The sequence below is a fragment of the Janibacter sp. CFPM2_SD2 genome (genome assembly GCF_057364645.1).
On sequence record NZ_JBNFOF010000080.1, the window covers coordinates 1 to 12,310 of the forward strand.

General features: G+C 71.9%; 15 protein-coding genes. 6 read left to right on the plus strand and 9 right to left on the minus strand.

The window, feature by feature from the left end:
• Positions 1 to 108 precede the first annotated feature (108 nt).
• Together AC2W7J_RS09245 and AC2W7J_RS09250 are read left to right on the plus strand one after the other, a co-directional pair.
• Positions 109 to 810, plus strand: coding sequence for a methionine ABC transporter permease (locus tag AC2W7J_RS09245; protein WP_255183586.1), 702 nt, complete (start codon positions 109 to 111; stop codon positions 808 to 810).
• A gap of 86 nt (positions 811 to 896) precedes the next feature.
• Positions 897 to 1,745 carry a MetQ/NlpA family ABC transporter substrate-binding protein gene (locus AC2W7J_RS09250; RefSeq protein ID WP_485982175.1) on the plus strand — a complete coding sequence of 283 codons (849 nt, stop codon included), beginning with the start codon at positions 897 to 899 and terminating at the stop codon, positions 1,743 to 1,745.
• 57 nt (positions 1,746 to 1,802) lie between these two features.
• Here AC2W7J_RS09250 and AC2W7J_RS09255 read toward each other — a convergent pair whose 3' ends face one another.
• The 4 genes from AC2W7J_RS09255 to efp all read right to left on the minus strand — a co-directional run bounded on the left by AC2W7J_RS09255 (position 1,803) and on the right by efp (position 4,574).
• Positions 1,803 to 2,135: an NUDIX hydrolase gene (locus tag AC2W7J_RS09255; protein ID WP_485982176.1), complete on the minus strand. Its 333-nt coding sequence runs from the start codon at positions 2,133 to 2,135 to the stop codon at positions 1,803 to 1,805.
• 267 nt (positions 2,136 to 2,402) lie between these two features.
• Positions 2,403 to 3,590, minus strand: a complete 1,188-nt coding sequence (locus AC2W7J_RS09260) for an AI-2E family transporter (protein WP_485982177.1) — start codon at positions 3,588 to 3,590, stop codon at positions 2,403 to 2,405.
• Between the two features lie 9 nt (positions 3,591 to 3,599).
• On the minus strand, positions 3,600 to 4,013 hold the full coding sequence (gene nusB, locus AC2W7J_RS09265; RefSeq protein ID WP_485982178.1) for a transcription antitermination factor NusB: 414 nt from the start codon (positions 4,011 to 4,013) through the stop codon (positions 3,600 to 3,602).
• Complete coding sequence (gene efp, locus AC2W7J_RS09270) at positions 4,014 to 4,574, minus strand: elongation factor P (protein ID WP_255183591.1); 561 nt, start codon at positions 4,572 to 4,574, stop codon at positions 4,014 to 4,016. It lies immediately after the preceding gene.
• Positions 4,575 to 4,751: 177 nt separating this feature from the next.
• Here efp and AC2W7J_RS09275 point away from each other — a divergent pair, with 177 nt between their 5' ends.
• Positions 4,752 to 6,296 (plus strand): glutamate synthase-related protein, encoded by a 1,545-nt coding sequence (locus AC2W7J_RS09275; RefSeq protein WP_485982179.1) that lies wholly within the window; start codon positions 4,752 to 4,754, stop codon positions 6,294 to 6,296.
• A 30-nt stretch (positions 6,297 to 6,326) separates the two neighbouring features.
• Here AC2W7J_RS09275 and AC2W7J_RS09280 read toward each other — a convergent pair whose 3' ends face one another.
• From AC2W7J_RS09280 to AC2W7J_RS09295, 4 genes are all read right to left on the minus strand, one after another.
• Entirely contained in the window at positions 6,327 to 7,388 is a 1,062-nt protein-coding gene (locus AC2W7J_RS09280; protein ID WP_485982180.1) for an SGNH/GDSL hydrolase family protein, read from the minus strand.
• A 236-nt stretch (positions 7,389 to 7,624) separates the two neighbouring features.
• A complete protein-coding gene (locus AC2W7J_RS09285; RefSeq protein ID WP_485982181.1) occupies positions 7,625 to 8,113 on the minus strand; it encodes a hypothetical protein in 489 nt (162 codons plus the stop codon).
• On the minus strand, positions 8,023 to 8,298 hold the full coding sequence (locus AC2W7J_RS09290; RefSeq protein WP_485982182.1) for a hypothetical protein: 276 nt from the start codon (positions 8,296 to 8,298) through the stop codon (positions 8,023 to 8,025). Before AC2W7J_RS09290 ends, AC2W7J_RS09285 begins: the two co-directional genes overlap by 91 nt.
• A 136-nt stretch (positions 8,299 to 8,434) precedes the next feature.
• On the minus strand, positions 8,435 to 9,328 hold the full coding sequence (locus tag AC2W7J_RS09295) for an ABC transporter ATP-binding protein (RefSeq protein ID WP_255183595.1): 894 nt from the start codon (positions 9,326 to 9,328) through the stop codon (positions 8,435 to 8,437).
• 143 nt (positions 9,329 to 9,471) lie between these two features.
• Here AC2W7J_RS09295 and AC2W7J_RS09300 point away from each other — a divergent pair, with 143 nt between their 5' ends.
• From AC2W7J_RS09300 to AC2W7J_RS09310, 3 genes are read left to right on the plus strand one after another with little or no spacing between them, the layout of a single operon-like run.
• Positions 9,472 to 10,509 (plus strand): sensor histidine kinase, encoded by a 1,038-nt coding sequence (locus tag AC2W7J_RS09300; RefSeq protein ID WP_485982183.1) that lies wholly within the window; start codon positions 9,472 to 9,474, stop codon positions 10,507 to 10,509.
• Positions 10,510 to 10,511: 2 nt separating this feature from the next.
• Positions 10,512 to 10,679, plus strand: a complete 168-nt coding sequence (locus tag AC2W7J_RS09305; RefSeq protein ID WP_485982184.1) for a hypothetical protein — start codon at positions 10,512 to 10,514, stop codon at positions 10,677 to 10,679.
• A 50-nt stretch (positions 10,680 to 10,729) separates the two neighbouring features.
• Positions 10,730 to 11,365, plus strand: a complete 636-nt coding sequence (locus AC2W7J_RS09310; RefSeq protein WP_421008450.1) for a response regulator — start codon at positions 10,730 to 10,732, stop codon at positions 11,363 to 11,365.
• Between the two features lie 88 nt (positions 11,366 to 11,453).
• Here the strand turns inward: AC2W7J_RS09310 and AC2W7J_RS09315 are convergent, their stop codons facing one another.
• Positions 11,454 to 12,200: a 3-dehydroquinate synthase family protein gene (locus AC2W7J_RS09315; RefSeq protein ID WP_485982185.1), complete on the minus strand. Its 747-nt coding sequence runs from the start codon at positions 12,198 to 12,200 to the stop codon at positions 11,454 to 11,456.
• Between the last annotated feature and the right edge of the window lie 110 nt (positions 12,201 to 12,310).

Sequence of the window (12,310 nt, forward strand, 5' to 3'; positions counted from 1 at the left end):
CATCGCCGGCCGCCGGGTCGGCCGCACTCCAGCTCGAGGTCGACCCGCCCGCACCGCCGAGGCCGTGCGCGTCCTCGAGGCCGCCCACCTCTCCCCGGAGGTGGCCGCATGAGCGCCCTCGCCAGTCTGGGCACCGCCGCCGCCGAGGGGTGGCTCGACAACCCCGTCATCCGGGAGATCGTCCCGACCGCCGTCCTCGAGACCCTCGCCATGACGGCCCTCGCGAGCATCATCACGGCGATCATCGGCATCCCCGTCGGCGTGCTCCTGCACAACTCCTCGCCGGGCGGCATCGCGCCCCATCCCCTGCTCCACCGGGTGCTCGGCGCGGTCGTCAACATCGGCCGCTCGCTGCCCTTCCTCATCCTGATGATCGCGATCATCCCCTTCACCCGGCTCGTCGTCGGGACCTCGATCGGCTGGCAGGCAGCGGTCGTGCCGCTCACCGTCGGCGCGATCCCCTTCTACGCCCGACTCGTCGAGACCTCGCTGCGCGAGGTGCCGAGCGGCAAGGTCGAGGCGGTGACGATGATGGGCGCCACCCGCCGCGAGATCACCCGCAAGGTGCTGCTGCCCGAGGCCCGCTCCGGCCTCGTCGCCGGGCTGACGACGACGATCATCGCCCTCATCGGCTACACCGCCATGGCCGGCGCCGTCGGCGGCGGCGGCCTGGGCGCGGTCGCGATGTCCTACGGCTACAACCGCTTCGAGACCGACGTCATGGTCGTCTGCGTCGTGCTGCTCGTCGCCATCGTCACGGTCGTCCAGCTCGTCGGTGACCTCGTCGCACGGCGGCTCGACCGCCGGTGAGCCGCCACCTGCGCCACGCGACGTCCCTCCCCTTCGCCACACCCACGCACCACCGGCCCACCGGCCACCCGCTGAAAGGAACCCGCATGTCCCCCGTCCGCACCGCCACCCGCGCCGCCGCGGTCCTGTCCGTCTCCGCCCTGGCCCTGTCCGGGTGCGGCCTGATGAAGGGCGACGCCGAGGGCCCCACCGAGAACGGCGACGGCATCACCAAGATCACCGTCGGCGCCTCCCCCACGCCGCACGCGAAGATCCTCGAGTACGTCGACAAGGAGCTGGCCCCCGAGGCGAAGCTCGACCTCGACATCAAGACCTTCGACGACTACGTGCAGCCCAACGTCCAGCTCTCCGAGGGCACGCTCGACGCCAACTACTTCCAGCACCTGCCCTACTACGAGGAGCAGGTCGAGGACCGCGGCTACGACTTCGCGCACTACGACGGCATCCACATCGAGCCCTTCGCCCTCTACTCCGACTCGGTCAAGGACATCAAGGACCTGCCCGAGGGCGGGCAGGTCGGCATCAACAACGACCCGTCCAACCAGGGCCGGGCGCTGCAGCTGCTCGCGGACAACGACGTCATCACCCTCAAGAAGGGCAAGGACGCGACCAACGCGACGATCCTCGACGTCGAGGACAACCCCAAGGACCTGGAGTTCAAGGAGACCGACGCCGCGCAGCTCGCCCGCTCGCTGCAGGACCTCGACGCCGCGATCATCAACGGCAACTACGCCATCGAGGCGGACCTGTCGCTCGACGAGGCCCTCGCCGTCGAGGAGGCCAAGGACAACCCCTACGCCAACTTCCTCGCCGTGCAGAAGGCCAACGAGGACAACGCCGGCCTGAAGAAGCTCGACGAGCTGCTCCACTCCCCCGAGGTCAAGGCCTACATCGAGGAGACCTGGCCCCAGGGCGAGGTCCTGCCCGCCTTCTGATCCCGCTCAGCCCCCGGGCACCACGTCGGTGACCCGCGGGCGCGACCCCGGCCGTCGTCACGGACACCCGTCGATGACCGGCCGCAGTCGTGTCACCGCCTCCACGCTGCCCAGGTCGAGCAGCTCCTGGAGGATGACCCGGGTCGGCGTCATCAGCCGCAGACGGCCGGCCGCGCCGGCCGCGAGCAGCGCCTCGACCGCGTCCCACTCCGAGTCCACCGCCTCGGTCGTCAGGTGCACGGGCTGGCCGGGCGCGGAGGCCGGGACCGGCAGGACGAAGAAGGAGACGTCGAAGCGCTTGGGTGGCCCGTCGGGCGTCACCCAGCGGTCCCAGGGCAGGAGCGACTCCGGCAGGGTGACCAGCCCGGTCTCCTCCGCGAGCTCGCGCACGCCCGTCGCGACAGGGTGCGGGCATCGGCGGCGCGGTCCCCGTCGACGGCACGTGCCGCCACCGGTGGACGTGGTCGGCCACGGTCGCGGACGACAGGGCGAGGTCGGCCCCCTTCGCCACGTCGCCGGGGTCGCAGCGGCCGCCGGGGAAGACGACGGCGCCCGCCGCGAAGTCCATCGTCGGCTGACGGTGCTGGACGAAGACCTCCGGGCCACGCGCACCGTCCCGCAGCGGGATGACGCTGACGGCGGGCCGCGGGAGGACGCTCACTCGGTGACCGCGGCGTCTCGCTCGACCTCGGCGACCTCGGCGCCCTCCTCGGTCTCCGATTCCGCCTCGTCGGCGGTGATCTCACCTGCCCGCAAGGCCACCTGCTCGCTGAGGTAGCGCAGGATCACCGCCCCCACGGCGGCCACCGGCACCGCGAGGAAGGCCCCGACGATGCCGAAGACCGTGCCACCGATCGTCACGGCGAGCAGGATGACCCCGGCGTGCAGCTCCATGGACCGGCCCTGGAGGAAGGGCTGGAGGACATTGCCCTCGATCTGCTGCACCGCGATGATCAGCGCGAGCACGAGCAGGGCGGTCGTCGGCCCCTCGGCGACGAGGGCGACGAGGACGGAGAGGAAGCCGACGGCGAAGGCACCGACTATCGGGATGAAGCCACCGAAGAAGGTGAGCACGGCCAGCGCGAAGGCGAGCGGCACGCCGAGCACGACGAGACCGACGCCGATGAGCACGGCGTCGACGGCGGAGACGATCGCCTGGGTGCGGATGAAGCCCCCGAGGGTGGCCCACGACCGCGTGGCCACCTCGGTGAGGTGGGCGCCGGCCCGCGGTCCGCTGACGCGACGGACGAAGGGGAGGAACGCCGGCCCGTCCTTGAGGAAGAAGAAGACGAGCACGAGGACGAGCACGAGGGTCACGGCACCGGAGCCGACCGCCGAGGCGCCGGCGAGGGCACCGGTGGCGATCTGGCCGCCCCGGTCCTGCAGCCAGGTCCGGGCCGTGTGGACCGCGTCGTCGATCGTCTGGTTGTCGAGGTTGAAGGGCGGCTTGGCGGCCCGCTGCTGCAGCTCCGACAGACCCTTGGAGGCCGAGTCGGCCAGGTCGCCGGACTGGTTGATGAGCGAGGGGGTGATCGCACCCAGCACGCCGAAGAAGATGATGAGCGCACCGAGGATCACGATCACCGCGGCGAGCGCTGCGGGCAGCCCCTTGGACCGCAGCCACCGCGTCGGTGGCCACAGCACGGTCGCGACGATGAGGGCGAGCAGGACGGGGAAGACCCCGACCCACAGCTTGGCGAGGACCCACCAGAGGACGGCGGCGCCGGCGGAGACGAGCAGCAGGCGCCACGACCAGCGCGCCAGCCACGTGAAGCCCTCACCGATGACGGTGCCTCGGTCGACGGTGGTCCCCGGCTCCTGCGCCGGGTCGTGCGCTGTGCTCAATGTCTCTCCTCAGACGAGGGTGGGCTTGACCTCGACGATGCGGGCCAGCAGGCCGTTGACGAACTTCGGGGACTCGTCCGTGCTCAGCTCGGTGGCCAGGGTCACGGCCTCGCTGACGGCGACGCCGTCGGGGACCTCGTCGTTGAAGAGGATCTCCCAGGCGCCCAGACGCAGGATCGCGCGGTCGACGTCGGGCATCCGCTCGAGGCTCCAGCCCTGGCTGTAGGTCGTCAGCGCGTCGTCGATGTCGCCCCAGTGGGCGACGACGCCCTGCACGGCGGCGACGGTGTACTCGTTGAGCGGGGCCGGGGTCACCGGCGTCTGCGCGCGCTCGCGCGCGAGGTCACCGGCGTTGACCCCTCGGGACTCCGCCTCGAAGAGCAGGTCGACCGCGCGACGACGAGCCTTGGTCCGGGCTCCCACTCAGCTCACTCGACCGAGGTAGGAACCGTCGCGGGTGTCGACCTTGACCTTGGTCCCCTGCTCGAGGAAGAGCGGCACGGAGATCTCGGCGCCGGTCTCGAGGGTCGCGGGCTTGGTGCCGCCGGTCGAGCGGTCGCCCTGCAGGCCCGGCTCGGTGTAGGTGATCTCGAGGACGACCGAGGCCGGCAGCTCGACGTAGAGCACGTTGCCGTCGTGGCGGGCGATGACCGCCTCCTGGTTCTCGAGCATGTACTTCGCGGCGTCGCCGACGACCTCGGGCGTGACCGGGATCTGGTCGTAGGTGTCGGGGTCCATGAAGACGAAGTCGGTGCCGTCGTTGTAGAGGTACTGCATCGTCCGCTTGTCGACGTTCGACGTCTCGACCTTGGTGCCGGCGTTGAAGGTCTTGTCGACGGTCTTGCCGCTCGTGACGTTCTTCAGCTTGGTCCGGACAAAGGCCGGGCCCTTGCCGGGCTTGACGTGCTGGAACTCCACGACGCTCCAGAGCTGGCCGTCGATGTTGAGGACCATGCCGTTCTTGAGGTCATTCGTCGTTGCCACGGATGTGCTCGCCTTCGCGTTGTCGTCAGGTGGTCTCCCGCCGCTGCGCCGGAGGGCGCGCGCGGGCCGCCCAGCATCTTAACCGGCGAAGGGAGGATCCACCCACGCGCGCACCCGGCCCGGCGTGCGGCGGCGGCATCCACGCAGACCCGAGGAGGAAGGTGCAGGATGGCGGGCATGAAGTCGAAGGCCGCCGTCGCCACCGTCCTCGCCGCCACCGCCGGGCTCGCTGCCCGCGACCTGCTGCAGAAGCAGCACTCGCTCAAGCGCAACTTCCCGGTCGTCGCCAACGCCCGCTACCTGCTCGAGAAGATCGGTCCGGAGCTGCGGCAGTACATCGTGACGAGCAACGACCAGGAGCGGCCCTTCAGCCGCGACCAGCGTTCGTGGGTCTACGCCTCGTCGAAGATGGAGAACAACTACGTCGGCTTCGGCACGGACAACGACGTCGAGCAGCTCGAGGGCTACCCGGTCCTCAAGCACCGCACCTTCTCCTCCGTGGCGGCGCCGTCGAGCCCGCACAGCGCCGAGGGCGTCGTGCTGCCGTCGGCCAAGGTGCTCGGCGGTCCGCGCGGGCGACGGCACGCCTTCCGCCCGCAGTCGTGCGTCAACATCTCCGGCATGAGCTTCGGCTCGCTGTCGGGCAATGCGATCACCGCGCTCAACGAGGGCGCCCGCCTCGCCGGCGCCCTGCACTGCACGGGCGAGGGCTCGCTGTCGGAGTACCACCGCCAGGGCGGCGACATCATCTTCCAGATCGGCACGGCCTACTTCGGCTGCCGCGACGAGGAGGGCCGCTTCGACATGGAGCGGCTCAAGCAGGTCGCGGCCTCGGCGCCCGTGCGCGCCATCGAGATCAAGCTGAGCCAGGGTGCGAAGCCGGGCCTGGGTGGCATGCTCCCCGCGGCGAAGATCTCCGCCGAGATCGCGCAGACCCGCGGGATCCCGCAGGACAAGGACTGCGCCAGCCCGTCCCGGCACACCGAGTTCGACGACGTCGACTCCTTGCTCGACTTCGTCGAGCGGGTCGCCGACGAGACCGGCCTGCCCGTGGGCATCAAGTCCGCGGTCGGTGACCTCACCTTCTGGGAGGAGCTGGCCGAGGCGATGGCCGACGGCACGCGGGGCGTGGACTTCATCGTCATCGACGGAGGCGAAGGGGGGACCGGCGCGGCTCCCCTCGTCTTCAGCGATGCGGTCGCCCTGCCCTTCCGGCTCGCCTTCACCCGCGTCTACGGCGTCTTCGCCCGGGCCGGCCTCGCCGACCGCGTCACGTGGGTCGGGTCCGGCAAGCTCGGCCTGCCCGAAAATGCCCTCGTCGCCTTCGCCCTCGGCGTCGACATGGTCCACGTCGCGCGTGAGGCGATGCTCGCCATCGGCTGCATCCAGGCGCAGAAGTGCCACACCGACCACTGCCCCACCGGCGTCGCGACGCAGAACCCCTGGCTCTCGCGCGGCCTCGACCCGACGCTCAAGGCGCACCGGGTTGACAACTACATCCGCACCCTGCGCCGCGACCTGCTCAAGGTCTCGGAGGCCTGCGGCGTCTGGCACCCGGGCCTGCTCACCGTCGACGACGTCGAGCTGCTCCTGGGCAACCGCAAGGCCACCCCGCTCGGCGAGGTCTACGAGTACGAGCCCGGCTGGGGTCGCCTCAGCGACGAGGACGAGGCGGCGATCACCGAGATCATGTCCGCCTCGGCCCCGCGCGGCCGCTCCTGAGCGAGGGCCCGCGCGTCAGGGTGCCGCGGCTCAGTCCACCGCCTCGGTGACCGTGTCGGCGAAGCCGGGGGTCTTCGCCATCTGCCGCGAGAAGTCGGCAGCGCCCTCGGGCGCCAGGTGGATCGCGTCACGGCCGCTGCCGTCGCCGTACCAGGAGCCGAAGCGGTTGATCGCGAAGAGCGGCACGTCGGCCGTCGCCGTGATCTCCTTCGCAGCCTTCTGACGGCGGGTGTCGTAGCCCCGCCAGCGCTTCTCGAGGTTGTCCTGGTGGGCCGGCGAGTAGGGGATCGTCGAGGAGACGACCGTCGCGCCGTGCTCGCGCAGCAGCTCGACGGTGGCGTCGAAGTCCTTCGTCGCCTGCTCGTCGACGTGCGGCAGGCCGGGGTTGCCGCGGGCCACCCGCTTGGCGCTCGTCTCGCGCACCTCGGCGAGGGTCATGCCCGGGTGGATCATGAAGCCGTCGGAGCGCAGGAAGCCCTTGGACCCGATGGCCAGGCTCGTCTGCGGCATCTCCCCCTCCTGGGCCCGCTCCACCTGCCCGCCGGCATCGCGGAAGCGGTAGCGCAGGTCGGAGTGGTAGCGCTCGCAGTCCTTGACCTCGGCGGCGCCCCACTCCTTGGTGGTCGGCCGGTCGCAGCCCTGGGCCATCGCGGAGAATCCGGTCTTCTGGACCTCGCTCTCGTAGAAGCCGTCGTCCTCGGCCGCCCGGGTGGAGAGCATCAGGACCGCCACGTCGGGGACCTTGTCCTCCTTGACGAGGTACTCGGCGACCATCTTGTTGATCCCCCAGCGGGCGCGGCTGCTGGCGGCGTTGAAGACGGTGACGTCACTCCCCTTCGCCTTGGTCAGCTCCTTGCCGAGCACCTGCGGGTCGACGCCCTGCTGGGTCATCGAGTCGCCGAAGAAGACGACGTCGGGCGCCTCCTTCGCCTGGGTGATGCTGTTGATCATCGTCTCGAAGTAGGCCCCGTGGGTGCGCCCGACGGGCAGCTTGCCCTCGTCGACCCAGGTCTTGAGCTGGGCGGACGTGACATCACGCGGCAGCTTCGCCTTGGTGTCGAGCGAAGGGAAGTCGTCGCCCTTGATGACCATCGCGGCCTTCTCCTCGGCGCCGGGGTGTAGCCCTTCGGGCTCGACGACGGGCTGGCGCTGCTCGACGACGAGCCGTCGGAGGCGTTCGAGCTCGAGGAACCACCCGACGCGCCCGCGCAGGCGGTCAGGGTGAGGGCAGCGGTGAGGGCGAGGGCTGCGGGACGCACACGTGACATGACCACGACGGTAACGCGCCCCTCCCGCGGCCCAGCACCACGGGAGGGGTGACACGCCGCTCAGGAGATCTCGCGGGTGAGCACGCGGCGGGTGCCGATGGCCAGGGGCAGGAGCACCCACACGGCGCTGCTCGTGGCGAGCTGGCCCCACGCCTCCGCGGTCATCGTGCCCTCGGTGAGGGGCTCGGTGACGATCGTCAGGTCGAGCCAGCGGGCAGCATCGCTCATCCAGCTGATCGACGAGGTGAGGACCATCCACACCGTCGGCAGCACGAGGATGGCCACGATGGCCAGGGGGGTGTTGAGCAGGGCCGCGCCGAAGGCCACCCCCTGCAGCGTGAGGAGCAGGGCGGTGAGCACGACCCCGACGAGCGAGAGCCCGGTGAGCGAGAAGGTCCCGCCCGAGATCGCCGTCGCGACGGCGGACGCGGCGGCGGCGACGACGAGCAGACCGAGCGTCAGGGCGAGTGCGGCGACGGCCTTGGCGGTGAGGACCCGCCGCGTCGCGGTACGAGGGTGAAGGTCGCCAGACCGGTGCGGTGGCTCCACTCCTGGGTGGCGGACATGATGCCCAGGACGGGCAGCAGCACCGTGAGCGGGATGAAGATCATGCCGAGATAGGTGGCGAAGGTCTGGTCGGCGGGGCTCCCCCAGATGACGAGGACCGCCGAGACGAGGACGCTGATCGCCGCCATGACGACGAGCATCCACAGGCCGGCGCGGGTGTCGACCATCTTGCGCAGCTCGACGTCGACGAGCCGGGCGAAGGGGATGTGGTCGCCGCTGGTGTCCAGCGGCGGCGTGGCGGGGATGTCCGCGGCCGCGCCGCGTCGGTGGCCGGATCAGCGGAGGCGGTGTCGGTGCGGGTGGTCATGCGGCATCTCCTCGGGAGTGGTCGGCGGTCAGGCTGAGGAAGAGGTCCTCGAGGCCGCCGGCGGAGCCGGCAGCCAGGTCGGTGAGCACGATGCGCGCGTCGAGCGCGACCCGGCCGACGGTCGCCGCCTCGGCGGCAGCGAGCAGACCGGTCGGGGTCTGCGTCACCTCGATGCCGGCGGCCCGCAGGGCGATGGTCAGCTCGTCGTCGTCGAGCGAGGCCACCCGGGTCCCCTGCCGCTGCAGCAGCTCCTCGGTCGTGCCCTCGGCGACGATCCGACCGCGACCGATGATGACGAGGTCGTCGGCGATGACCTGCACCTCGTGGAGCAGGTGCGAGGAGAGCAGGACGGTCCCGCCCGCGTCGGCGAAGTCGCGCAGCAGCCCGCGCATCCAGTGGATGCCCTGCGGGTCCAGGCCGTTGGCCGGCTCGTCGAGGACGAGCACCTGCGGGTCGCCGAGGAGGGCGGTCGCCAGGCCGAGGCGCTGCCGCATGCCCAGCGAGTAGCCGCGCACGCGGCGGCCCGCCTCGGCATCGGTGAGCCCGACCCTGGACAGCGCGGTGCCGACGGCGGCCGACCCGACACCGGTCGTGCGTGCCGCGAGGCCGAGCACCTCCCGGCCGGTGCGGCCCGGGTGCTGGGCGGAGGCGTCGAGCATGACGCCGACGTGTCGGCCGGGGTTGGGCAGGTCGCGGTAGCGGTGCCCGAGGACGCTCGTCTCGCCGGAGGTCGGTGGCGTGAGGCCCGTGAGCATCCGCATGACGGTCGACTTGCCGGCGCCGTTGGGCCCGAGGAACCCCGTGACGCGGCCGGGTCGGGCGGTGAAGGTCACGTCGGAGACGGCGGCGACGTCGCCGTAGCGCTTGGTGAGGTGGGTGGCGGTGATCATGGGCTCCACGCTGCCGGTGGGCGACCCGTCCCCACATCGCCCGGTGGTCTCGAGGGTGACTACGACTTCCGAAGGGGGGTGACCCCCTGCAGCAGCGACTCCCGGCCGATGCCGGGCGGTCGGGCACCGCCTACGGTGGGGCCGTGACGAGCCGACCCGCGCCCGACGAGCGCCACCCCGACCGCCTGACCTGGTGGGGCACGACCTGGCGCCTCGGCCTCGCCCTGCTGATCGGCCTCACCCTGTGGATCCTGACCTTCGCGATCACCTATCCCGATCCCGACGCGGACCTGCCGGAGGGCCTACGCACCTTCTGGCTGGTGCTCGTCGACCCCGCGCTCGGTCTGGTCGCCGCGGCCCTGCTCCTGCTGCGTCGCCGCCTGCCGGTGACGACGGCGGCCGTCACGACCCTGCTCAGCGGCGTGTCCGTCGTCGCGGCCGGTGCCCAGGCGGTGGCGATGGTCTCGCTCGCCACCCGGCAGCGCTGGCGCGAGCTCGTCCCGGTCACCCTGCTCGCCGTCGTCACCGGGACCTTCGCCTCCCGGATCGTCTACCCGGACCCCGACCCCCTGCCGCTGTGGGCGGAGACGCTCTTCAGCCTGCTCGTGCTCGCCGTCCTCGTCGCCGTCGGTGTCTCGATCGGCTCGCGCCGGGCCCTCGTGCGCTCGTGGGTCGACCGGGCCCGGACGGCCGAGTCCGAGCAGCGGGCTCGGGTCGCCCAGGCCCAGACCGCCGAGCGCGGCCGCATCGCCCGCGAGATGCACGACGTCCTCGCCCACCGCATCTCGCTCGTCACGATGCACTCCGGCGTGCTCGCCTACCGCGAGGACCTGCCCGAGGACGAGCGGCGGGCGGCCGTCGCGGCCATCGACGCCAATGCGCGCGCCGCACTCACCGACCTGCGCGAGGTGCTCGGGGTGCTGCGCGCCGAGGACGGGGCGCCCCTTCGTCCGCAGAGCTCGCTCGTGCACCTGCCGGAGCTCCTCGACGAGGCGCGAGCAGCCGGCAGCCGCGTCACGCTCGACGAAGGCGGCGTCGACATCGCGGCGGTGCCGGAGACCGCCAGCCGCGCCGCCTACCGGGTGGTGCAGGAGGGCCTGACCAATGCCCGCAAGCACCGCCCCCGGGGCCGGGCGTCGACGTGCGCCTCGCCGGACGGCCGGGCGACGGGCTGGAGGTGACGGTGACGAACCCGCGCTCCGTGCAGGCGACCGGCGCGGCCGTGCCCGGCTCCGGCACCGGCCTGCTCGGGCTGTCCGAGCGCGTCGAGCTCGCCGGCGGGCGCATCGAGCACGGCTGGGCACCCGACGGACGGCACCGGCTGGCGGTGTGGCTACCGTGGCCGGTGTGAACGACTCGAGCCGGGCCCCGATCTCCGTCGTCCTCGTCGACGACGACGCCATGGTCCGCACCGCGCTGTCGATGATCCTCGGGGGCGCGCCGGAGATCACCGTCGTCGGCCAGGCCGAGGACGGACGCCAGGGGCTCTCGGTCATCGCCGAGCACTCCCCCGACGTCGTCCTCATGGACATCCGCATGCCGCGCCTCGACGGTCTCTCCGCAACCGACGAGCTCGTCCGCAGCGGGTCGCCGAGCAAGGTCATCGTCCTGACGACCTTCGACGCCGACGACGACGTCATGCGGGCGCTGCAGCACGGGGCCGACGGCTTCCTGCTCAAGGACACCCCGCCCGACCGTCTCGTCGAGGCCGTGCGGCTCGTCGCCGCGGGCCAGTCGATCCTCTCCCCAGGCGTCACCGCCTCGGTGCTGCAGTCGGTGCGCTCGGCCTCCGGCGGCGCTGCGCAGCACGCCGCCCGCGACGAGGCCCGGACCCGCCTGACGTCCCTCACCGAGCGCGAGCTCGAGGTCGCCCGGGCCGTCGGCGCCGGTCTGTCCAATGCCGAGATCTCCGCGCGCCTCTACCTGAGCGTCGCGACGGTCAAGGCGCACGTCGGCCGCATCCTCGACAAGCTCGGCGCGGACAACCGCGTGCAGGTCGCGATCACCGTCCACGAGGCCGACCTCGACGCCGGCTGAACTCTGCACAACCCTAGGGTTGTGCAGGGTTGCCGCCCTGAACTCTGCAAAACCCTAGGTTTGCAGGGTTGCAGGCGGGCGAAGGGGGTCAGGCCAGGGCGGCGTAGGCCTCGCGCAGCAGGCTCTCGTCCGGGCCCTCGAACCGGGACGGCTGCGCCAGACCGTCGAGGACGACGAAGCGCAGCGTCGCACCACGGGTCTTCTTGTCGCGGCGCAGGGCGGCGAGCAGCTCGTCGAAGGTCGCCGCCGAGTAGGTCGTCGGCAGACCCAGCAGACCGAGGACGTAGCGGTGCCGCTCGAGCAGGGCGGCGTCGATCCGACCGGTGCGGTGGGCGAGCTCGGCGGCGTAGACCATGCCGATCGCGACGGCCTCGCCGTGCCGCATGCGGTAGCCCTCGTGGTGCTCGATGGCGTGGCCGAGGGTGTGCCCGTAGTTGAGGATCTCGCGCAGGTTGGACTCGCGCAGGTCGGCGGCGACGACCTCGGCCTTGATGGCGATCTTGCGCTCGATGACCTCACGCAGCTGTGCGGTGCCGGGCTCCTGCACGGCCGACTCCTCCTCCTCGACGATCTCGAGGATGCGCGGGTCGGCGATGAAGCCGCCCTTGACGACCTCGGCCAACCCGGCCGACAGGTCGGCCGGCGGCAGGGTCGCGAGGTGGTCGAGGTCGCAGAGCACCGCCGCGGGCGTGTGGAAGGCGCCGACGAGGTTCTTGCCCTCGGCGGTGTTGATGCCCGTCTTGCCGCCGACGGCCGCGTCGACCATGCCGAGCACGGTCGTCGGCACGTGGACGACGGCCACCCCCGCGCAGCCACGCAGCCGCGGCCCAGCCACCCAGGTCGGTGACGCTGGCCACCGCCGACGGCGACGACCGCGCGGTGCGGGTGAACCCGGCCTGCCCCATGACCGCCCACAGCCCGGCGGCGACCTCGACGGTCTTGGCC

Bases quoted from the DNA above. Each gene is read 5' to 3' on its own strand.
- AC2W7J_RS09245 (WP_255183586.1), top strand. From the start codon at position 109: ATGAGCGCCCTCGCCAGTCTGGGCACCGCCGCCGCCGAGGGGTGGCTC.
- AC2W7J_RS09250 (WP_485982175.1), top strand. From the start codon at position 897: ATGTCCCCCGTCCGCACCGCCACCCGCGCCGCCGCGGTCCTGTCCGTC.
- AC2W7J_RS09275 (WP_485982179.1), top strand. From the start codon at position 4,752: ATGAAGTCGAAGGCCGCCGTCGCCACCGTCCTCGCCGCCACCGCCGGG.
- AC2W7J_RS09280 (WP_485982180.1), bottom strand. From the start codon at position 7,388: ATGGTCATCAAGGGCGACGACTTCCCTTCGCTCGACACCAAGGCGAAG.
- AC2W7J_RS09290 (WP_485982182.1), bottom strand. From the start codon at position 8,298: ATGGTCGACACCCGCGCCGGCCTGTGGATGCTCGTCGTCATGGCGGCG.
- AC2W7J_RS09295 (WP_255183595.1), bottom strand. From the start codon at position 9,328: ATGATCACCGCCACCCACCTCACCAAGCGCTACGGCGACGTCGCCGCC.
- AC2W7J_RS09310 (WP_421008450.1), top strand. From the start codon at position 10,730: ATGGTCCGCACCGCGCTGTCGATGATCCTCGGGGGCGCGCCGGAGATC.